This window comes from Alteromonas sp. RKMC-009, assembly GCF_003584565.2.
In the GTDB taxonomy this organism is placed as follows: Bacteria; Pseudomonadota; Gammaproteobacteria; order Enterobacterales; family Alteromonadaceae; genus Alteromonas.
In genome coordinates this window covers 4,525,106-4,547,514 of record NZ_CP031010.1, presented here as the reverse complement: position 1 = coordinate 4,547,514, position 22,409 = coordinate 4,525,106, and the positions used below count along the sequence as shown (strand labels likewise).

General features: G+C 50.3%; 17 protein-coding genes. 8 read left to right on the top strand and 9 right to left on the bottom strand.

What is annotated here, in order from left to right; translation table 11 throughout:
* Positions 1 to 2 precede the first annotated feature (2 nt).
* The 4 genes from DS731_RS19850 (at position 3) to DS731_RS19835 (ending at position 3,227) form a co-directional block, all read left to right on the top strand.
* On the top strand, positions 3 to 959 hold the full coding sequence (locus DS731_RS19850) for a YVTN family beta-propeller repeat protein (RefSeq protein WP_119502944.1): 957 nt from the start codon (positions 3 to 5) through the stop codon (positions 957 to 959).
* Positions 956 to 1,693, top strand: a complete 738-nt coding sequence (locus tag DS731_RS19845) for an ATP-binding cassette domain-containing protein (protein WP_119502943.1) — start codon at positions 956 to 958, stop codon at positions 1,691 to 1,693. The genes DS731_RS19850 and DS731_RS19845 overlap by 4 nt, the downstream gene beginning before the upstream one ends.
* Positions 1,690 to 2,487: an ABC transporter permease gene (locus DS731_RS19840; protein WP_119502942.1), complete on the top strand. Its 798-nt coding sequence runs from the start codon at positions 1,690 to 1,692 to the stop codon at positions 2,485 to 2,487. The genes DS731_RS19845 and DS731_RS19840 overlap by 4 nt, the downstream gene beginning before the upstream one ends.
* Positions 2,488 to 2,561: 74 nt before the next feature.
* On the top strand, positions 2,562 to 3,227 hold the full coding sequence (locus DS731_RS19835) for a response regulator (protein ID WP_119502941.1): 666 nt from the start codon (positions 2,562 to 2,564) through the stop codon (positions 3,225 to 3,227).
* 40 nt (positions 3,228 to 3,267) lie between these two features.
* Here the strand turns inward: DS731_RS19835 and DS731_RS19830 are convergent, their stop codons facing one another.
* Positions 3,268 to 3,876: a LysE/ArgO family amino acid transporter gene (locus DS731_RS19830; RefSeq protein ID WP_232373426.1), complete on the bottom strand. Its 609-nt coding sequence runs from the start codon at positions 3,874 to 3,876 to the stop codon at positions 3,268 to 3,270.
* A 79-nt stretch (positions 3,877 to 3,955) separates the two neighbouring features.
* Here DS731_RS19830 and DS731_RS19825 point away from each other — a divergent pair, with 79 nt between their 5' ends.
* The gene (locus DS731_RS19825) at positions 3,956 to 4,876 is read left to right on the top strand and encodes a LysR family transcriptional regulator ArgP (protein ID WP_232373425.1); all 921 of its coding nucleotides are present in this window, start codon (positions 3,956 to 3,958) and stop codon (positions 4,874 to 4,876) included.
* Between the two features lie 21 nt (positions 4,877 to 4,897).
* Here the strand turns inward: DS731_RS19825 and DS731_RS19820 are convergent, their stop codons facing one another.
* The 7 genes from DS731_RS19820 to DS731_RS19790 all read right to left on the bottom strand — a co-directional run bounded on the left by DS731_RS19820 (position 4,898) and on the right by DS731_RS19790 (position 14,252).
* A complete protein-coding gene (locus tag DS731_RS19820; RefSeq protein WP_119502939.1) occupies positions 4,898 to 7,591 on the bottom strand; it encodes a hybrid sensor histidine kinase/response regulator in 2,694 nt (897 codons plus the stop codon).
* A complete protein-coding gene (nosP, locus tag DS731_RS19815; protein ID WP_119502938.1) occupies positions 7,557 to 8,768 on the bottom strand; it encodes a nitric oxide-sensing protein NosP in 1,212 nt (403 codons plus the stop codon). The genes DS731_RS19820 and nosP overlap by 35 nt, the downstream gene beginning before the upstream one ends.
* Positions 8,769 to 8,835: 67 nt before the next feature.
* The gene (locus DS731_RS19810) at positions 8,836 to 9,567 is read right to left on the bottom strand and encodes an ABC transporter ATP-binding protein (RefSeq protein WP_119502937.1); all 732 of its coding nucleotides are present in this window, start codon (positions 9,565 to 9,567) and stop codon (positions 8,836 to 8,838) included.
* Positions 9,564 to 10,400: an ABC transporter permease gene (locus DS731_RS19805; RefSeq protein ID WP_232373424.1), complete on the bottom strand. Its 837-nt coding sequence runs from the start codon at positions 10,398 to 10,400 to the stop codon at positions 9,564 to 9,566. Before DS731_RS19805 ends, DS731_RS19810 begins: the two co-directional genes overlap by 4 nt.
* On the bottom strand, positions 10,342 to 11,310 hold the full coding sequence (locus DS731_RS19800; protein WP_119502935.1) for an ABC transporter substrate-binding protein: 969 nt from the start codon (positions 11,308 to 11,310) through the stop codon (positions 10,342 to 10,344). The genes DS731_RS19805 and DS731_RS19800 overlap by 59 nt, the downstream gene beginning before the upstream one ends.
* Positions 11,311 to 11,426: 116 nt before the next feature.
* Positions 11,427 to 12,944: an acetaldehyde dehydrogenase ExaC gene (gene exaC, locus DS731_RS19795; protein ID WP_119502934.1), complete on the bottom strand. Its 1,518-nt coding sequence runs from the start codon at positions 12,942 to 12,944 to the stop codon at positions 11,427 to 11,429.
* Positions 12,945 to 13,085: 141 nt separating this feature from the next.
* Positions 13,086 to 14,252, bottom strand: a complete 1,167-nt coding sequence (locus tag DS731_RS19790) for a porin (RefSeq protein WP_119502933.1) — start codon at positions 14,250 to 14,252, stop codon at positions 13,086 to 13,088.
* 454 nt (positions 14,253 to 14,706) lie between these two features.
* Here DS731_RS19790 and DS731_RS19785 point away from each other — a divergent pair, with 454 nt between their 5' ends.
* The 3 genes from DS731_RS19785 (at position 14,707) to DS731_RS19775 (ending at position 20,759) form a co-directional block, all read left to right on the top strand.
* Positions 14,707 to 16,719, top strand: coding sequence for a TonB-dependent receptor (locus tag DS731_RS19785; RefSeq protein WP_119503527.1), 2,013 nt, complete (start codon positions 14,707 to 14,709; stop codon positions 16,717 to 16,719).
* 295 nt (positions 16,720 to 17,014) lie between these two features.
* Positions 17,015 to 18,307, top strand: coding sequence for an NAD(P)/FAD-dependent oxidoreductase (locus DS731_RS19780; protein ID WP_119502932.1), 1,293 nt, complete (start codon positions 17,015 to 17,017; stop codon positions 18,305 to 18,307).
* A gap of 118 nt (positions 18,308 to 18,425) precedes the next feature.
* On the top strand, positions 18,426 to 20,759 hold the full coding sequence (locus DS731_RS19775; protein WP_119502931.1) for a glycosyltransferase family 61 protein: 2,334 nt from the start codon (positions 18,426 to 18,428) through the stop codon (positions 20,757 to 20,759).
* A gap of 93 nt (positions 20,760 to 20,852) precedes the next feature.
* Here DS731_RS19775 and DS731_RS19770 read toward each other — a convergent pair whose 3' ends face one another.
* Positions 20,853 to 22,358: a S10 family peptidase gene (locus DS731_RS19770; protein ID WP_119502930.1), complete on the bottom strand. Its 1,506-nt coding sequence runs from the start codon at positions 22,356 to 22,358 to the stop codon at positions 20,853 to 20,855.
* Positions 22,359 to 22,409: the final 51 nt, after the last annotated feature.

Here is a 22,409-nt window from a genome sequence, read left to right as displayed (position 1 = left end):
GTATGAAGTCGTTGGTTCTCCCCGCAATGATGCTGTTCGCCAGCCCTGCTTTGGCGGGTGTTGCATATGTGTCGAACGAAAAAGATGACACATTGACCCTCATTGATACCGGTTCACTGGAAGTAATTGAAACCATCGAAGTGGGTATGCGGCCAAGGGGGATTATTTTCAGCAATGACTATAAATACCTGTATATCTGCGCCAGCGATTCAGACGCAGTGCAGGTCCTGGAGGTAAGTACCAACAGGATCATCCATAACCTGCCTTCCGGTGAAGATCCCGAGCAGTTCGCGCTGCATCCCAATAACCATCACCTGTATATCGCCAACGAAGACGACGCCGTAGTCACCGTTGTCGATACGGAAAAACGGGATGTGATTGCACAGATTGACGTGGGTGTGGAGCCTGAAGGTATGGCTGCCAGTCCTGATGGTAGATGGGTTATCAATACCTCTGAAACCACTAATATGCTGCACTGGATTGACGCCTCAAATCAGCAACTGGTAGACAACACACTGGTCGATCAGCGTCCTCGTCACGTGGAGTTTACCAAGGACGGTAAAACCGTCTGGGCTTCGTCAGAAATTGGCGGAACCGTTTCCATCGTTGATGTGGACAGCAAAGCGATTACGCAGGTGATTAATTTCAAAATTCCGGGAGTACACAGGGATAAAATTCAGCCTGTGGGCGTGAAACTGACTGATAACGGTAAATATGCGTTTGTAGCACTGGGTCCTGCGAATCATGTAGCGGTGGTCGATGCGAAAACTTATGAAGTGCTGGATTATCTGCTGGTGGGACGTCGTGTATGGCAACTCGCCTTCGCCAACGATCAGTCTTTGCTGTTCACCACCAATGGTGTGAGTGGCGATGTATCAGTCATCGATACAGATAAATTAAAAGTAATCAAAACCCTGAAAGTGGGACGTTATCCCTGGGGCGTGGCGGTGAAGCCATGAGCCTGGCATTATCTGTCGCAGGCTTGCAGTTCGGTTATCAGCAAAAGACAGTACTGCACAATGTGAACCTGAACCTGGAACAGGGCCGTTTCTACGCGTTACTTGGCCCGAATGGCGCGGGTAAAAGTACGCTGTTCAACCTGCTTTGTCAGTTGCTGCAAAGTGCGGAAGGTGACATTTTTGTGGGCGGTCATGATACAGCCAAAGCCCCGCGCAAGGCGTTAGCCGCATTGGGTATCGTGTTTCAGCAAAGCACGCTGGACTTAGATTTAACTGTTTATCAGAACCTGAATTATCATGCCGGCTTGCACGGCATGTCTGCCTCTGCAACGAAAGACGCCATAGCGCGGGAACTGGCCAGATTTGATTTGACCGGGCGACAGCATGAGAAAGTGCGCTCACTGAACGGTGGTCACCGCCGCAGAGTAGAAATTGCCCGCGCGTTGCTGCATGAACCCGCCATTTTATTGCTCGACGAGGCCAGTGTGGGGTTGGATATGCCCACCAGAGACAGCATAAACCGCCATATTCGCGACCTGTGCTCTGAGAAGGGCATTACGGTGTTGTCATCCACCCATCTGGTGGATGAAGTCTTGCCGGAAGATAACCTTATCCTGTTACATCAGGGGAACATTTTGCTGGATATGCCCTGTCAGACTGCTCTCACTGAATATCAGGCCGGTGACGTAAAAGCCCTGTACCGGCAACTGACCACACAGGATGAAGCAGCATGAAGTACTGGATGGCATTTAAAGGTATTGTGGTGCGTGAAATGTGGCGTTTCTGGCATCAGAAGGCGCGGCTGGTCAGTGCCCTTGTGAGGCCGTTATTGTGGCTGATTGTTTTTGCCGCAGGTTTCAGAGCTGCACTGGGTATCGCTATTATTCCGCCTTACGACACCTACATCACTTATGATGTATATATTATGCCGGGTCTGGCGGGCATTATTTTGCTGTTCAACGGTATGCAAAGCTCACTGTCCATGGTGTATGACCGTGAAATGGGAAGTATGAAAGTGCTGCTCACCAGCCCGCTTCCCCGCCCGTTTTTACTGATAAGTAAGCTCATTGCCGGCGCTATTATTTCGTTACTGCAGGCCTATGCCTTCTTTTTGCTGGCGTATCTGCTGGGTATCGAAGTACCGGTTATGGGCTACATATACGCAGCACCGGCATTGCTGGTTGGTGCATTAATGCTTGGCGCTCTCGGGCTTTTACTGTCATCTTTCATCAAACAACTGGAGAACTTTGCCGGTGTAATGAATTTCGTGGTGTTTCCCATGTTTTTTCTTTCATCTGCGCTGTATCCGTTGTGGAAACTGAAAGAGTCGAACGAGTGGTTATACTGGATTTCGCAATATAATCCTTTTACTCACGCAGTAGAACTGATTCGTTTTGCGTTATATGAGAGCTGGAATCCCACCGCAGGTTGGGTCACCTTTGCAACTACCGTCGTATTTTGCGGTATTGCAATTTGGGGCTACGATCCTAAACGTGGAATGCAACAAAAGAAGAAGCCGGGTAAATAACCCGTGCATAGTGCTCGACAGGCCTGTGCGGAATTTACTACTATCAGTCATGAATTAACAAAAGGTTTACAATTATGGTAGAAATCCTGGTTGCAGATGATCATCCACTGTTTCGCTATGCCATTACCGACTTTGTCGAGCGGAATATAGCAGAAACAAAAACCATTACCTGTACAGACCTTGATGCTGCAATTGAAGTGGCTGAAGAGAATCCTGATATTGATTTGGTGCTGTTAGATCTGAACATGCCGGGTATGGATGGTCTGAACGGCATTGTGCGGTTTCGTAATCAATTTCCCGAAATCCCTATTGTGATAGTCTCAGCGGAAGAAGATAAGAATGTGGTGCTGCAAGCATTTACATATGGAGCAGTGGGTTTTATCACCAAGTCATCCAGTTGTGAACAGATTGTCGCTGCGTTAGAGCAGGTGCTTTCCGGCCAGGTTTATCTGCCACCGGATATTATCCGTAAAAGTGGTACCGGCAAGCCGAAAGACGAGAACAGCGCACAGCAAATTGACCCTAAATTAATTGCAGCACTGACTCGCAGACAACTGCTGGTGTTTGAGTGTATTGCGAAAGGCAAATCGAACAAGCAAATCGCCTACGAGCTGAATATTGCGGAAACCACCGTCAAGGCTCATGTTTCGGCCATCTTGAATAAACTGAACGTACATAACCGCATTCAGGCTGCACTGTGCGCGGCGAGTATCGATTTCAATCACTATCTGATGCGTTGAATAAAACGTAACGGAATTTACCGGAAGCGGCTGGCCGGGTTCAGCCAGCAGGTGTGTTGTATAGCTGCCAGGCGATGGCGCAGAGTGCTACAGCAATAATACTGTCGAAAATACGCCAGCGAAGCGGGGATTTCAGCAGCTTTTTCAGTGCCGGAGAAAACAGCACCAGACTGCCGAACCACAACACTGAACCGGTTGTTGCACCCAAAGCAAATACCAGTGGTTCAGGTTGCAGGGCGCCGATACTGCCCAGCAGGACAACAGTATCCAGATATACGTGGGGGTTCAGTAAGCTGATTGCCAGCGCGGCAAGACTGGTTTTCCACCATGCTTTGGCAGCTTTTTCTGCATGAAGAGTCAGGCCCGACGACCCTTCGTAAGCCCGTTTGGCCGCACCAAAAGCAAGATAGAGCAGAAATGCCACACCTGCCCAGGTCAGCCAGGGAATGAGTCCCGGGATCCAGGTTTTGATTTCACTGGCGGTAAAAACGCCGAGAAAAATCAGTACGGCATCACAGAGTATGCAGGTCAGGGCAATTGCCAGCCGGTTAGCACCGGCCATGCTTTGACTGAGCACCCAGATATTTTGTGCACCAATAGCAATGATCAGGCTCATACCTAATCCCATTCCGGATAAAAATGATTGCACAACGGGCTCCCGCTCAGTAATTCAACAGTTGATGACAACACACAGGCGCTAGATTAATGGCATTTTTACTATTAATCTAATGACTATATCTATCTATACATTCCTGATATTCATGATTGATTACCAGTTACTTGATGCGCTGTCCTATGTGATTGCGGAAAAAGGCTTTGAGAGAGCGGCGAAGAAAATGTTTCTGACCCAGTCAGCGGTGAGTAAACGCATTCATCAGTTAGAAGCACTGTTAGGACAGCCGGTACTGGTGCGGACACAGCCACCTTCTGCAACGGCACTGGGCAAAAGACTGCTGAATCATTTGCAGCAAGTCCGGCAACTTGAAGTGGCTCTGAACGTTCAGGGTATTGCCGGTCACGATGTTCAATCCGGTCCGTTAACAGTAAAGCTTGTGGCTAACGTGGATTCACTGGCCACCTGGTTACCGGCGGCACTGGCGATAACGGAAGAAGAGGCGGGATGTCAGTTTCAGTTCGAAATCATTACGGAAGATCAGTCCATTGCCCTGCAGCGCATGAAAGCAGGAGAGGTCATGGTTTGCATATGCTCATCAGCGGAAGCGGTAAACGGGGGCAAAGTGAGTTCACTGGGCGCGCTCCGGTATAAAGTGATTGCGAGCCCTGCGTTTATTCGCCGGTACAATATTACCGGGCCTGAACAGCTCAGCGATGCCCCTTGTCTGGTGTTTAATGAACACGACAGGCTCCAGCACGATTTTTTACAGGAAGTAAACGGCAGCACACCCTCTCTGGTGCATCTCTGTCCGTCCTCTGAAGGGTTTAAGCAAGCCATGCTGGCCGGCATAGGATACGGCTTGTTACCCGTGCTGCAACTGAATAAAGAACTGGAAAACGGAGAGTTAGTCGACCTGATGCCGGGTTATCACGTGGATACGCCTTTGTACTGGCATTACTGGCAAACAGAAAGCCCGCAACTTAAAACACTTCGGGAGTTTGCTCTGCGCGAATCTGCAAAGCGGTTGGCTTAGTTCACGTCATGGCGCCTGAAGTTATTCCCCGGCCTTCTTCGACATCAGGTTGCTCAAGGCCAGTTTCATTTTATGGGGTTTCACTGGCTTATTAAGCAGTGAGTAGCCTTTTGCCCGCACAGACTGGCGTAATTCATTGGTGTAGTTTGCCGTGATCATGATGACCGGTGTGCCGGTTCCCAGCTCCCGCTCGACGATTTCGAGGGCGTCGAAACCGGTGTCGCCGTCATCAAGGTGGTAGTCAGCCACTATGATGTCGGGTTGCAATTCTTTCAGCCAGCCCTCTTTACCCAAATCTTCCAGTGTCTGCACGCTGGTCACCTGAATTCCCCAGCCGCCCAGCAACTCTTCCATGCCGGCGCAAATGGCTTCATCGTTATCAATAATAAGCAGGTTTGCGCCTTCAAGATGACTGTTGAATCTGTCCTGTACAGCGGATTTACGGGGCAAGTCAGACGTTAATCGTTGTGTGCCGTAGGGTAAGGTAACGGTAAAGCAGGAGCCTTTCCCTTCAACGGACGTCACATGGATTTTATGGTTCATCACGGTGGAAAGTTTATCCACAATAGCCAGACCTAAGCCCAGTCCCTGGTCATGACGCCGTTTCTTCGCTTCAACGCGGTTAAATTCCTGGAAGATATCACTCAGTTTATCTTCGGGAATACCGATCCCGGTGTCGCACACCTGAATTTCCAGGCCATGTGCCCGTCTGCGGGCACCTAAAAGAATTGCGCCTTCATTGGTATACCGGATAGCGTTACTGAGCAGGTTGCGAAGAATACGGGCGAGCAGATAACCATCCGAGTTTACTACGCGGGAGGAGTTGCGGAAACGGAATTTCAGGCCTCTGGCTTCAGCCTGCTGACGGAATTCATTCTCAAGGTTACTCATGAGATCTTCAACAGCAAAGTCGTCCAGCACCGGCTCTATCAAACCGGCCTCCAGCTTGGAAATATCCACAAGTGCCGTGATCAGCGACTCCAGATTCTCCAGCGAATAGCTCAGTGAACTGGTCAGTTTCTGAGCTTCCGGTTGCAACGTCTGCTCTGCCAGTGCACTGACAAATAAACGGGCTGAGTTCATTGGCTGCAACAGGTCGTGGCTGGTTGCAGCGAGGAATTTACTTTTTGATTCGTTAGCGTGCTCTGCTTCCCGCTTGGCTTCCAGCAAGTGGATTTGTGCCAGTTGACGGTCTTCAATTTCTTTGCGCAACTGGGCATTTATCTCAGAAATCTTCTTGGTACGCTGGTTTACACGCTGCTCCATGTAGTCGTAAGCATGCTTAAGCGCCTTGGCGGTGCGCCGCTGCTCGGTGACGTCCTGCTCCAGCGCGAAGAAGCCGACTACATTGCGCTCCTGATCGAAGTGAGGAATGTAGGTCTTGTTGGAAATCCGGCTGTTGCCGTTATCCAGTGTGGTTTCAACCTCAAAATTGACTGACTGCCCGAGCATTGCCCGTTCAATATATATTTGCAGGTTACTGAACGTTTGTTCACCCAGTACATTACGCAGATGGTGGCTGATGATTTCTGAACGGGAGCGGTGATACCACTTTTCAAACTCCCGGTTCACGAATTCATAGCACATGTCTTTGTTAACGTAAGAAATCAGTGCCGGCATAGCATCGGTAATCAGACGGATGCGTTGCTCACTTTCCTGCAGCGCGCGTTGATGATGGCTGCGTTCAGTGATGTCGGTAAAGGTGTTCAGCATGCCGCCGGAAGGAATAAGGTGGCTTTTGAACAGCAATACGATGCCGTTTTCCAGCACCACTTCTGTTTCACCGAAACCATCATCGTTCAGGCATTCGTCCATGGGTAAGGCCGGTACTTCACGCAGGGCGCTGTTCGCAAGCAACTGGTTGTATTTTACACCCCGTTTTACGTCGGCTTCTTTCAGACCGGCGAACTCCAGGAACTGCTGATTCCAGGTTTCCAGCTCGTTGTTTTCGTTGATCAGGGCCACCGCTTCTGTCATGTTTTCCAGCGTCGACTTCAGCAATTGGGCCTGCTCTGCCATGGCCGTCTGATAACGCAACTCTTCTGTCTTTTTGATGTTGGTGATATCGGTGTATACCACCACCAGGCCGTTCTCAGCGGTTTTACGCTCAGACATCTGGATCCATGTGCCGTCTTTCAGTTTGAAAATGGTCTGGGTGATGGACTCAGGAAACGCACTGACTTTTCTCTGTACTTTACAGCTGTGATCAACCAGAGGCAGTGACGCAGCGGTAATTTGCTGAAAGGTGGTAACGCCAATCTCAAAAGCAATGCCAAAACGGGTCCAGAATTCACGGCAGCGGTTGTTCACCAGTACCATTTTGCGGTCGGCATCAAACAGAACAAAGGATTCGGAGATACTTTCTATGGCATCCGTAAGGCGCTGGCGGTCCTGGTCTGAAGAAATCCGGCTTAGTTCGGCGTCAAGACGGGCCTGGTCTAATTGCTGGTTCGATTCTTCCAGACGGTGCAGCGTTTGCTGTAACTTAAATGTTCGTTCTTTGACTTTGTCAGCAAGCAGAGCGGCATCTTCGAATGACTGATAGGCATCGCTGTGGTTGCCCCATCCCATTTCAACACGGCGCATCAGCACCGCGTTTATTTTGGTCAGCTTTTCATTTTCGTAACGCAGGCGCTCCAGCTCGTCTGAAGCGACGTCGTTATTGACTGCCGGATAAGGGCTATGTGAGGGTAAGGTCTGGGTTGGCCTGGTCACGTGGATATCCTATAGCAACACCGGTAAAGGTATGGTTCAGATGTAACCCGTTAATTTGTTCACCGTAAGTGCTAAAGCCAATGACATTGTGTTCCATGTACAGTTCAGACATATCTTCTTCAAGCTGATACTCGTCGATTTCCGCCCGGCGGTGAATACAGTCAAAACCGATGAGTAACTGAATTTCACCGACTGATTCTTCCAGCAAATTGAAAATCATTGATGTATGCGACAACAAGCCCGGCGATGTCATCTGGGTAAGCACAACACCGGCATCGATGGCGCAGAAGAAGGTAAGGCTTAAATCATCATTTACCTGTTGAATGCTGCGGATATACAGATGATCACCAATCTGAACTGCCAGCGGATACATTGCAAAGGTGCGGGAATTCAAATCTTCCAGCTTCAGATTGTTAATACGGCAGTATTCCAGTGCAGCGGGTTCGGCATTAAATTCCTGCACAACCCGTAAATCCGGCGAAACCTGAGTCACAACCAGCTTTTCCTGCATAGGAGCAAGGTGATGCTGACTGAAGACTTCAAAATTGCAGGCCGTATTCACCAGCATAAACACCGCAGCATCGCTGTAAAACTTGCCATTATGAAATACCTGAGTATCAACAAAATGCTGATCGTCACCGGCAGAACCGCCGACCAGCGGAATTTCATGCAGGCTCTCGCTCAATGCATTAATCACCAGTTCCTCACGCACAGATAAACCGTCGAGCAGCGACAGTGCAAAACATTGTTTATCAATAGGTGAAGACGTGACAGCCTTTTTGCGCAGGTTATTCAGCATACCGTCAACCAGCGTATCCGCATCGCTTTTGGTAAACGCAGCGAGATTTTCAATCAGCACAGATTCCACAGCAAACAGGGACTGACTCAGCCCGAATGCACTGATGCTGTGTTTTTTGTAACCCAGCGGGGTAATTTCACCTGCAGAAGTACAGCCTATCACCGTAATGTCCGGAAAATAACGGGATAACTCCCGCGCTAATAATTCCAGCGGATAGCGGGTGCAGCAGTAAAAAACTACACAGGTTGGCTCACAGGGAGCAAGTGCACGGTAGATCTCCGCGGCAGCTCTCACCGGGTCTTGTTGTTCACTCCCGGCGCGGGCTACACCGCTGACGATGTCCTGCGCGACAGCCAGTTGTGCTTGTTGACGACTCATGTGTCCTCCAGAGGTATGGAGGAATAATATCTGTTTCACAATTGCTTAACAACAATGATGTGTTGGTTTACATGGTTTTGCGTTCATCAGCATTCCCGTACAACAGTTCCGGCCAGGCACGATACAAAGGCTCACAAACATCGCTGACGGCTTTGTCATGTAAATACCTGGGGCGGGGCAAAGTGATAATTTCCTGATGTTTCAGTGTCATAGGATTCGCGTCTAAAATCAGTACGCGATCGGCAATAGCAACGGCCTCCTTCAAATCGTGGGTAACATAAATAATGCTGAAGGGCGAAGTCGCTTTCAGCGATAGCACGCACTGGCGCAAACTTTCTGCAGCCGGTGCGTCAAGAGACGAAAAGGGTTCATCCATCAAAAGGACGCCGGGTTTGAACATCATCGCCCGTGCCAGCGCCAGTCTTTTGCTCATACCGCCGGAGAGCTGTGACGGATACTTTCCAGCCTGTAACTCAAGGCCGGTGAGGGTAAGTAAAGACAAGGCTTCGCCGGTGGGATCAGGGTGGTCCGGCGGCGCAACCAGAGTGACGTTTTCCAGTACGGTGAGCCAGGGCATCAGGCGGGCTTCCTGAAACATAAGTCCGGGCGGGCGTTGATCATCAAAAGTGATGTCGCCGCTGAAGTCCTTATCAAGACCTGCAATAATGTTTAACAGGGTGCTTTTCCCCGCTCCGGATGGCCCCACCAGGGCAACAATTTCATTCTCGCCGGTATGAATAGTCAGGTCTGAAATCAGTGTTGTTGCTGCAAATGCCTTGTGGCGGATATGAATCTTCATGATTTACGCCACCCCGACAGCCGGTTTTCCAGCGGGCGCAGAACAAGCGCTTCAATACCGTACACCACAGTAACGAAGGCCAGGGTGTAGGCCAGAATGGCTGTGATATCGAATAACTGAAAATAGCTGGATAACTGAAAGCCAACGCCATCACTGCAGCCAATCAGTTCAACCACCAGCACAATTTTCCACACCAGCGCCAGTCCGCCCCGTGCAGCGGCAATCAGATATGGCGTAATTTGCGGCAGATACACTTTTCTGAAAGTGCGCACCCGCCCCAGACGGTAAACCCGTGCAACATCCATGAGTTTTGGATCGATGGCCCGGGCACCTTCACGCAGCGTGACAGCGACATTGGGCGCTTTATTGAGTATGACCGCGATGATGGCGGCTGTTTCGTTCAGACCGAACCAGATAAAGCACAATATAATAGTAACCAGAGCGGGTACGTTCAGCATCAGCGTGAGCAGGCTGTCAGTCCATGCGTCCACTTTGCGGTTGTGGCCCATCGCCAGACCCAGTGCAGTGCCAAGTATCATGGCGGCAGAGAAAGCGATGGCGACCCTGATCAGGGTTTGTGAAAGATGCAGAGGCATGGTTCCCTGCCACTCTTCTGCCAGTCTTATAAATACCTCAGAGGGAGCCGGAAGCAAAGCGGGAGTAAAAACGGCAACGGCGAGTTGCCAGCTGATAAGCAAAAGCACAACGGATGTGAGCCGCTTGAAAAACGGCAGTTGATACCAGCGCACGGTGCCTTCAGGAAGACAATGCACGTCAGTGTCGCTGCCAGAGAATGTCTGCTGGCAATGTGTCGAGGGGACCGGTGACATCATTCTCTTCCTGATTGCGGGAAAGCGTTTCGAACACCGCATTCAGCGATGCCTGTGTTTCCGGTGACGTTGTTGTCATCGCACCGGTGCGGAATCCGTCCATCAGCCAGGGCTGCGCCGGAGCCGGATATTTCGTAAAAGCCGGCAGTGTCGCCCAGAGACTGTCATCGGTTTGCATGCGTTGCCTGATCTCTGCCGACATGGCGAGAAAGTCATTAATTGCCTTGCTGTGCTGTGAGGCCCATGCTGCAGAAAATACCCAGCCAAGTAGCGGTACTGGCGCTTTTATACCACTGTTGTTCAGCAGGGTTTGCATGGTGAGCAGGGTATGCATGCCCTGTGCGTTAAGTTGCGCTGCGAAATGCCAGAAGTTAATAACACCGTCCAGTTCACCTTGCTGAACCAGCGCGTTTAACATGGGGGGCGCTGCAAATTTTACCTGAATATCCTTACCCAGCTCGAGGCCGGCGGCCTGCTGAATGTATGCCTTGTACAGCACCCAGTTCTTGTTGGTTTTGCCACCCGCGATGCCTAAGGTTTTCCCTTTTAAGTCTTTCAGGGTATGAATATTACGATCGTTACGCACCACCAGTTGTCCGCCGTTAGTTGACCAGGGCGCGAAACGGTAGTCGCGGGAGAGGGCTTTTTGACGGGCGACCCATAGCCAGTCATTGAGGATAACGTCGACTTTGCCACCCTGAAGGGCAACCAGTAATGCCTGAGTGGATGCCAGAGGAACAACCTCTACCTGAATATCATAATTGTTCTGCAAACCAGTGTTTCTGATGGCCTGCATTTCCCAGTTCACCGTTCCGTATTGCAGTACCCCCACGCGCACCGTCTCTTTGGCCAAAGTGAGGCCGGAAAACAGCAGAAAGCAGGCGGTGATAAGGATTCTGAACAGTGACGTCATAGAATAGGTTACGTGTCGTAAATGGTTGGAATACCTTACAAAGCGTAGACCAGATTTTGAAAAAGGTACCCGCCAGAGCGACGGGTACCGGACTTACGCCTTTTCAGGCAACGCTTTTAGAAAAAGCCCAGCGGGTTAACGTCGTAGCTAACCAGTAAGTTCTTAGTCTGTTGGTAGTGATCCAGCATCATTTTATGATTCTCACGACCTACACCAGATTTTTTGTAGCCACCGAATGCAGCATGTGCAGGATAGTGGTGGTAACAGTTGGTCCAGACCCGGCCAGCTTCAATACCACGACCCATGCGATATGCACGGTTCATATCACGGGTCCACAAACCGGCACCCAGACCAAACTCAGTATCATTGGCAATGGCCAGAGCTTCGGCTTCATCTTTAAAGGTTGTTACGCCAACCACAGGGCCGAAGATTTCTTCCTGGAACACGCGCATTTTATTATGACCTTTCAACAACGTAGGCTCGATATAGAAGCCTTTGTTGAAGCCTTCAATGCTGGCAGGGCCACCACCGATAAGCACTTCTGCGCCTTCTTTCTTACCAATTTCCAGGTAACCCAGGATTTTGTCGTACTGCTCAGCAGATGCCTGTGCACCCACCTGTGTTTCAGTATCCAGCGGGTTGCCACGCTTGATTTGCTGCGTACGGGCGATAACCAGAGAGATAAAGTCATCGTACATATCTTCCTGGATAAGGGCACGTGAAGGACAGGTACATACTTCACCCTGGTTGAAGAAGGCGAGGACCATACCTTCCACACACTTGCTCAGGAATTCGTCTTCGTGCTTCATAACATCGCTGAAATAGATGTTAGGTGACTTTCCACCCAGTTCTACGGTTGAAGGAATGATGTTCTCCGCCGCACACTTCAGGATGTGAGAACCAACCGGGGTGGATCCGGTGAAAGCAATTTTTGCGATCCGCTTGCTGGTAGCCAGTGCCTGACCCGCTTCAGCACCGTAACCGTTTACCACGTTCAGTACACCGGGAGGCAGAAGGTCACCGATAACTTCCATCAGTACCAGAATTGAAGCAGGTGTCTGCTCAGCAGGTTTCAGAACGATACAGTTACCTGCAGCCAGTGCCGGTGCAATTTTCCATGCTGCCATCAGCAACGGAAAGTTCCACGGAATGATCTGGCCTACGACGCCAAGAGGTTCATGGAAGTGATAAGCTACAGTATTGTTGTCGATTTCACCGATTGAACCTTCCTGTGCACGTACACAGCCGGCAAAATAACGGAAGTGATCAGCAGAAAGAGGAATATCGGCATTCAGGGTTTCGCGAACTGCTTTACCGTTGTCCCAGGTTTCAGCTACTGCGAGCTTTTCCAGATTCGCTTCGATACGGTCTGCAATTTTCAGGAGCAGGTTAGAGCGCTCAGTCGTTGAGGTTGAACCCCAGGCAGCTTTTGCTTTATGAGCGGCGTCCAGCGCCAGTTCGATATCTTCAGCGGTAGAGCGCGGGATAGAACAGAATACTTCGTTGTTTACCGGTGAAACGTTATCGAAATACTGGCCTTTTACAGGCGCGACCCAGTCGCCGCCGATGTAGTTGCCATACTGTTCTTTAAACGTTACAACCGAGTCTTGTTGTCCAGGTGCTGCGTAAATCATAGTTATTACTCCGGTTTTCAATTTTAAAAGCGTTGCCAGATACCGGGATTCAGCCTGCAGACAGTAAATGCGCTGTCGCGGCTCCGGTCCCGGTGACCGGAAATACGTGTCCTTTGTTTCTCTGGCATTGAAACTAAGGGCTTAGAAATTCACGATACCGCCGATTGCGATAGTGTCGGCTTCTTCATCACCTAAGATGCCGGTAAACTCGCTGGTGGCGTATTCAACGGCAAATGTCACGTTGCTGTTGTAGTTGTAGAACCACGCAACCTGCATCCCCTCATGTCCAATATAGTCGGCATTTTCGATTTCGTTTTCGCCGTAAGACACAACAAAGCGGTGCGCGTCCATTTTGTAAGAGCCCTGAACGAGGTAACCCGAACTGTCCAGCTCATTCATATTCATGTCGTACATGGTCACAGGGCCAAGGCCAAGCGCTGCTTCGGTTGGGCCAAGCAGGATGCCGATGCCTTCCCCTGTGTAACCTGATGCGTGCAGAGTAAAGTCACCCAGACCTACTTTGACGCCGTAAGAAGTACCTGTAGAGTCGATGTCACCCATAGTGTCTGACTCTGAAGTTTGATTCAGGAAGCCCACCCAGGCTGTCACGTTACCGCCGTCAAAGTCAGTGCTGTAAGTTGCCTGAGCTTCAATGCGAGGAGCCGATTCCTGACGGTCGTCAGCGGCATTAACCGGTGAAGGATCGATTGCAGCGATGGCGACTTGCAGGCCACCTGCGAAAGTAGGTGAGGTATAACGAATTTGAGATGCCGGCATCGGATAGGTATAACCGCTGCCGATGTTGCCGAAAGACACGCCCTGTCCGTCAATCAGGCCCAGTGTGTCATTCACGTTGCCGTAACCAAGCAGGATTTCGTCGAGGAAGATGTTGTTACGGTTAAACAATGTAAAATCTTTACCCAGCAACACTTCACCCCAGTCTGAACCTAAAGTGGCGTAGAACTGACGCACATCGATACCGGTAGAGGTAACACCTGTGTTACTGTCGTTGATTGTGACCCAGAAAGATGAGCGGCCACCGATTTTAAGACCGTTAACTTCTTTGCTGAAGTTCATGCCCAGCCAGTTTGGCAAAAAGCCCATTTTGACCCGTGACTGATCACGTGAAGTACCGGCAGCATCGCTTTCAGAGCTGCTGTTTACGTAAAATGTGTTGAAAGACGCGTCTACTGATACGGTGGCGACTTCTTTGTCGTCGTACAAAGTAACGGCAGCGTTTGCGCTTGAGCAAACCAGTGCGGATACGGCTAAGGCAAGAGGCTTGAGGCTTACGTTCTTGTTGTTCATGTGTTTCACCTATCTTCTGATTGTTTAGTTTTCGTATAGGCGGAGCAACAATTCACATCGATCCCGGGTTACTCATGCCCATTGTCCGCTGATTCGTTGCCAGCGAACTTTTTTTTGATGTTTCGAGTATTGTTGTCAGGGGCAAAATTGGAAACTCGTCGATAGGGGGGAATCCGTTACACTTTAGTCCGCCAGTGAAATGCATCCGAAGGAGTAGTCCCAAAGTAGTAGTTATGTCAGTGGCTTCCGGGGGGACTGCAAAGTAGCAGGACAAAATGCCATAAAGTGCCCGTGAGACGGGCTTCTCCGGCTGAATTTTTCCACCTACTATGAGACTGATTCATAGTGTCAGAACACCATGTATGAGAGAGTTATGACCGCAAGATATCCCTTCACATCACGGCTTACCGTGCTCGCTCAGGCCGTACTGTTTGCCGCAACGGCCTCGCCGGCAATGGCGGCGGGGAGTGATACTTCCATTGAACGCATTACCACCACGGCAACCCGCACAGAGACCTCAGCCTTCAGACAGCCTTTTTCCGTCAGTGCGGTGGATGAGGACGCTCTGACACTTCTTTCAGCCACCCACATTGAAGAGGCCCTGAACCAGATTGCCGGCGCGCAATTACAACGGGGTAACGGACAGGAATATCTGCCGGCATTACGTTCACCGGTATTTTCAGGCGCGGGCGCCTGTGGCGGACTACTTACCGCTGAAGATGGTATTCCGTTAAGAGCAGCAGGCTTTTGTAACATTAACGAGCTGTTTGAAGCTCACAGCGAAATGGCGCAGCGCATCGAAGTACTCAAAGGGCCGGGCTCTGTATTGTACGGCTCTAACGCCGTACATGGCGTGATTAACGTGATCACGCCTGATACTACCCGTGGCGGTGGTATGGCGGGTGTTGATTATGGCTCTTACGGATACAGCCGTTATAAATTACGTTCCGGCTATGATGCCGGAAACACCGGGGCAGGCATCAACGCCAGCGTGACCCGTGATACGGGATACCGGGTTGATGAAGGCGTCGATCAGGAAAAAGTAAACTTACGACATCGCTATGACGGTAACGCTTTTTCGGTCAATTCCGGTCTCACCTATACTAATCTGGAGCAGGACACCGCCGGCTATATCAGCGGTACAGACAGCTATAAAGACAAGGCGCTGGCACAGGGGAATGAAAACCCCGAAGCTTACCGCAATGCGCGATCGTTAAGACTGTGGTCGAAAGTGTCTTTGTCACTGGCCAATGGTGACGACATCATTGTGACCCCGTTTGTGAGAGACCAGGACATGGACTTTCTCATGCACTTCCTGCCGGGGCAGCCGGTTGAACAAAATAGCCAGCGCGGCGCCGGAATACAGTCCCTCTGGCGGCACGGTATTTCTGACAATATAACCCTGCGCACCGGTATTGACGGTGAATTCACCGAAGGTGACTTACTGCAGTATCAGGACGGCGCTACAACCGGCTCCGCGTTTCTGATAGAAACCATCCCGTCGGGTAAGCACTATGATTACAGCGTTGATGCTACAGTAGTTGCACCTTTCGCTATGATGAACTGGGAATATGGCCGGTGGGCATGGTCGGCCGGTGCCCGTTACGAGCACATGCGCTACGATTATACCAACAACATGAACAGCGGCAGGGTGCGTGAAGACGGCTCAGCATGCGGGATGGGCGGCTGTCGTTATACCCGCCCTGAAAGCCGTGAAGACACGTTCAGCAATTTCTCACCGAAACTCGGTGCAGCCTATTCGATAGATGATAATACGCTGGTTTATGCCAACATTTCACGAGGTTACCGCGCCCCCCAGGCGACTGAGTTGTATCGCCTTCAGCGTGCTCAAACCGTTGCAGAGTTAAAGCCTGAAGAGGCTGACAATATTGAGCTAGGTCTGAAAGGAAAGGGCGGGTCGCTGCGCTACAATATTGCTGTATATCACATGGATAAAGACAACTTTATCTATCGCGACAGTGATTACTATTACGTAAACAATGGTAAAAGCCGTCACGTGGGCGCAGAGGTTGAACTGGAATGGCAAATGAACCCCGAGTGGGCGTTGATTGTCGCCGGAACCGTCGCCAAACACACTTACCGCCATTCAGAGCTTTCCGGTGATATTGATATTCGCGGCAATGATATGGATACCGCTCCCCGCCACGTTGCGAATACCCAATTGCGGTACACACCCACAGAAACCATTACGGCGGAATTAGCATGGCAACACATGGGCAGCTACTACACTGACCCCGAAAATGCACATAAATATGACGGCCATGATGTGGTGGATTTACGGTCAAGCTGGGACATTAATCCGGCACTGACGGTTTACGGCCGCATTAATAACCTGTTTGATGAAGCATATGCAGAGCGGGCAGACTATACGTCGTTCAGCGGCGACCGATATTTTCCCGGTCGTCCGAGAAACTATATGGTTAGTCTCGTTTATCGTTGGGAATAATATTTCCAGCCGTATGTAAGATGGTATCCGGCGCTTCTGGCCGGGGAGGGCGTTGATTCGAAGTACGTTTGGCGCGCGGATGGGGGGAGCGTTGATTTCTCAGAACCGTCAGCCGCAGGGAAGCGGCTGCCGAGGCCCCATGGATGGGTTTACGCCGTGTTCTGAAAATCAACGCTCCCCTCAGCCAGAAGCGCCATAAGTTTCCGCAGCACGGCCACGTGCAGTTTTTCGAGCTATTGGATGACACCGTCCTCAAGACATTCAATAGCTGGAAAAATTGCTTTAAGGAAACATTATGAAAAAGATCGTCGTTGTAGGCGGTGGTGCAGGAGGCCTGGAGCTGGTTACCCGGTTGAGTAAAAAACTGGGCCGGAAAGGGTTAGCTGAGGTGATTCTGGTCGATCGCAGTAAAACTCACGTGTGGAAACCATTACTTCACGAAGTGGCTGCGGGCGTTATCGATAAAAACTCAGACGGTGTTGATTACCGTATGCATGCGGTGCGCAACAAGTATCAATTCCAGCTTGGTAACATGCAACGTCTCGACAAAGAGAACAAATGCATTGTGTTAGACCCCCTCTATGACGAAGACGGGCATCAAATTCTGCCGGAACGTACCATCGAATATGATTACCTCGTACTTTCCATGGGCAGTGTATGTAACGATTTTGGCACGCCGGGTGTGGCAGACCACTGTTATTTCCTCGACTCCCTGTCGCAGGCCGAGCGCTTTCATAAGGCACTGCTCAATCAACTGCTCAGAGTGAATCAATCCTGTACTGATCAGGAAGTTATTCACGTGGCCATTGTCGGTGGCGGTGCCACAGGCACAGAACTGGCAGCACAACTTCATCACGTAGCCAATCTTGCCCGTGCTTACGGCATGCCGGAGATGTCTGCTGAACGTTTAAAAGTGTCTATTTTAGAAGCCGGCCCCCGTATTTTACCTGCGTTGCCCGAGCGTATCGCCGGCTCAGCGAAAAAAGCGCTGACAGACTTAGGGATCGACGTGCTGGAAGGTGCCATGGTGTCTGAAGCCACAGAAAATGGCTTTAAAACCAAAGACGGTAAAGAAATCGATGCCGATTTGCTGGTGTGGTCAGCAGGGGTAAAAGCACCGGACTTCCTGGTTGAGATGGATATCTTCGAAACTAACCGTGCTAACCAGATTCTGGTCAATGAACATCTGCAAAGCACCGTCGATAACGATATTTTTGTGATAGGCGACTGCTGTGGCTTTAAACAGAAAGATGGTTCCTGGGTGCCGGCACGTGCCCAGTCAGCCCATCAGATGGCCAGTGTGGCGGCGGCTAATATTATTAATATCTTTAAAGGTGCGCCCCTTAAAAGCTACGAATACCGTGACTATGGTTCACTGGTACACCTCAGTAAATACAGTACTGTGGGCAGTTTGATGGGCGCACTGGTTAACTCCAGCATGTTCATTGAAGGACGTCTGGCAAGGCTTGTGTATATCTCGTTGTACAACATGCATCAGTATTCAGTGCACGGGTGGTTCAAAGGCACAATGACCTTACTGGGCCGCAAAGTGAGTAACTTTGTAGGGCCGAAGTTGAAGCTGCATTGATAGTGAGATATGCCGGGTGAACCACCCGGCATTTTTTTATTATGTTTGAAGTCAGAGCATCCACCTCAAACAGGGATGTGCTAAGATTGCGCCGTTCAAACCGGATAGAGCAGAAGTATTGAGTAAGCGCATTATTTTTCATATTGGTCCTCCGAAAACAGGAAGTTCGGCGATCCAACATTTTCTTCATTCCCGTCGCGATATTCTTTCCCGTCTCGGGGTGGATTATCCGAAACACGACATAGACGGAAATGGTATCAGTTCAGGGAATGCCAGAGTTGTTTGTAAAGTTGATGAGCACGAAAAACTGGCGCTCGATGTGCAAAAACTGAAAGCTGTTATCAACAGATTTCATGCTTCGCCTGAACATCAAATATTACTGTTCAGTTCAGAGTCCTTTTTCAGAATTGCCACAGACATTGTCGATGCGCTTCCCGATGTTGAGATCCTTTGCTTTATTCGCAATCCCATCGAGTATCAGCTCTCAATTTATAATCAGTCGGTGAAAAGACACGGCAATACGAAGCCCTTCAGCGCCGGCAGGAGATTGAATCTCGGCCAGTGGCAGCGATTGCAGAGTCTTCAGAAGCGGGTCAGTCCGTCCTGTTTTCACTGTTTCGCATTTAAATTGCCTGAAGACAACGGAAGTATCATTCAGGACTTACTTGGTGTGCTGGATATTGATATGCCGGCAGACACAGGCAGGGGCGCAATCAACACTTCATACTCATATCCGGCACTGGAATTAAAACGCTGGTTAAATCAGTTTCCAATCTCTGCTGTGCAGGCTGAACTGGATGCTTATTTGCAGTCAGTCAGTGATGGCAAATCACGTTACCGGCTCATTGATGACAACCTGCTGGCAGACTACAAAAGCCAGTTGTCTTCGACTGCCTCCGGTTTCAGTTCGCTGCTTAGCGAACATGAGTGGGAATGGTTAGCCGGGGCGCATGAAAAAATTGAAGCTTTACCAGTGCGGGATCAGCAGGAGAACGGTTCTGTTGTCAGTGATATGCTGCAACAACTGAAGCACGACAAGCCCGGTTTGTTCCGGTCTCTCGCATCTGTTATTTCTTCGGCGGAATCTGTTGAAGGAGACGCCCAGCTAAGGGCACAGTTTCGCCTTAAAGGTATTCATTATGTGCTGGGAGCAGGAAAGATGCTTGCAGCCGGAACGGTTAAGCGCCTGAAAGACGCACTGTCGGGACGCAGTGCCCTGGCCGGAATCAAACCGGTTAAAGGGAAGCTGGCCTGCGTAAAACGGGCAGAGATTATCAGACAAGGCCCGGGATCTAATCCGGGTATTGTCAAAGGCGGTATCCGCTCTGCGCAGGAAGTTCCTCAATTCGCCGCCCAGTTCCGGTGTTCCAATGCCCGCTCTGAGGATCCTGTTCCTCAAAACGTAACTGACGGGGAGTTTTTAGCTGCTCAGCCTGAAACACACGCGGTTAAGAAGGGAGAGTTCTTCTACGGCGGTCCGGTTTTCAGTAACTTCGGGCATTTTCTGGCAGAGTCGGTTCATCGTCTGGCACCGCTACAGCAGATAAGACAAAGCTACGGTGACATGCCGGTTATCTTCCTGCCGCAAAGGTTCAGACAAAAGTCATTTATTAAAAAAGCGGTGTTGCCTCCCCGTTTTTACGAAATTCTCGAATATCTTGGAGTAAGTAAAAAAAATATCGTCTTACCCGGTAAGAATATTCGTACGGAATCACTGTGGGTCTCACCTCAGCAGAGTTTTTTCCGCGCAAGGGAGCCGGTTTCAGCGGAATATTTGTCTTTTTTAACTGCTCGTGAAAAAGCATCGGGGGTGGCGGCGGATCCTTCTCTTCCAAAGCGTCTATACGTCAGCCGTGAATCATTCCTCATGAGAGGGGCATTTGCCGGAGAAGGTTATCTTGCTGCGTTCATGGCGCGGCAGGGCTTCACCGTTTTTAAGCCTGAGAGCGCAGATATCGTGACTCAGCTGAAATACTACAAAAGCGCAGAAGAAATCGTATTTGCCGAAGGGGCGGCTTTGCATGTGCTCGAGCTGATGGGCGAAATCCAGGCAAAAATTACTGTTCTGCAACGGCGCAATCAGACTGATGTGCTGTTCCGGCCGTTATTAACTGCACGCTGTCAGGATGTGGCCTTTTTTGGTGATCTGGTTGAATTGCAGTCTTTGTATGTGCCGCCAAAGCAAAACAGTGCCGCTCACGGCAGTGCGTTGTCATTTCTTGATGCGGATGCGCTGGCAGATTTTCTTGCTGAACGCCTTAAATGCGAAACCCTTGATGTGCCTTCTTTAAGGCAGGCCTCAGCCGGGGATGTGGTGCGTTACTACAGGCAGTATGCCACTGCGCTGGCCACAAAGCCGGTGACGAAACAATATCTCAACCGCTTTGAGCAGAAGGTTAACGTGATGATAGGTGAGGGTAAGCTGGACCTTCCCGCTAACTGGAAAAACTGAGCTTGTAAACACTGCCAGTGACACTGGACAGGGATGCCCGCCGGTTATCCGCCGGGCATCTGAATCACCAAACACAGGCAGTCCCGTCTTTGATTAGCGATTGCCTTTCATGTCATCGTAAAAAGCGCTGATATCCTTCGCCAGTTTTTCCATGTCCGGCTTGTGCAGATACATCATATGGCCCGCTTCGTAGTTGTGTTTGATAACGCGACTGTTATCAATACCGTAACGGCCGAAAGTGTAATCGCCGTCAAACAGTGGCGTAGCGTAGTCATAGTAGCCACTGGCCAGCATCACTTTCATAGACGGATTAACCCGCATTCCCTCAGCCAGATCTGCAGAGGTATTGACTGTATGAGGTTCTCTGCCTGAATCGCGGTAGTACACCCAGTTGCGCCCTACATCACGGTTGCTGACCAGGTAGTCTCTGTCCCAGGTCACTTTTAAATCATTCATCAGATAGTGTCTGAGTGCAGCATTGTAGGCACCGGAAACACCAGTGCTTGAGGCGTCATACTTGGGCGTGATGTCCAGATCGTCAATTTCATCAATGGTGTAGCGGGAGTCACTGCGGCCCAGTGCAATGCCCTGGTCTGCCAGTAACAATTTGCGCTGACGGGTCGCATCCACACGCAGGTTACCCCGCTTGATCAGCGTCTCATTCAATCCGGTAAAATAGGCAAGTTTTGCTGCGATTTTATCGAACTCTGCAGCAGGCAGAGCTGAGCCTTTAAACAGAGCCGGCAGGTATTCGTCAGTGGCAAACGCTTTTGCATCTTTCACCAGCTTATCCAGTGAAATACTGTTCTTGTCGATTTTCCCGTGATACCAGGCGGTCGCTGCCATCGTTGGCAGGTAGGTCACAAAAGAAATCATGTTATCGGCTTCAGGGGTGCTGCCGGCGTAATCCAGTGCCTGGCTGATAAGAATCAGGCCGTTGATGCGCAGGGGGCTTTTTCTGTCGTTAAGATACGGCAGCATGGCGGCGGCACGGGTGGTACCGTAACTCTCACCGGCGATAAACTTAGGGGAATTCCAGCGGTTGTTTTTCGCTATCCACTGCTTTACCACTGCACTGACGCTTTCAGCATCGGCAGCAATGCTCCAGAAATCTTTGGCTGTGCCTTCTCCGGCAAGTTGGCTGAAGCCTGTGCCGATGGGATCAATAAACACTAAATCGGTTTTATCCAGCGGGCTTAACGGGTTGTGAAGAATTTTGTAAGGCGCATTACCTGCATCCTGCGCATCGCTGGGTACTTCCACATATTTAGGGCCGAAAATACCCATGTGCAGCCATACTGAAGATGAGCCCGGACCACCGTTAAAAACAAAAGTTACCGGCCGGTTTTCATCTGATTCTGCCACATAGGCCGTTGTTACCGCATCGCCGGTCACGTCACCCTCTTTGTTGGTCAGGTGCATATTACTCACCGTCGCAGTGTATGAGACAGTTTTGCCGTTAAACTTACCTTTGTGTTTGGTGACAAAGGACGTCAGCTCAGGGACTTCCGTCTTTGTGTCCTCAGCAGGTTTGTTTGCGGCGAAGACAGGAGAACACAGGCTTGCAGCCAGCATTCCGGCGAGGAAAAGTGTTTTCATTGTTATATTCCGGTTGTTGAACCCGTGCCATACCGGCACAAAACAATAAGA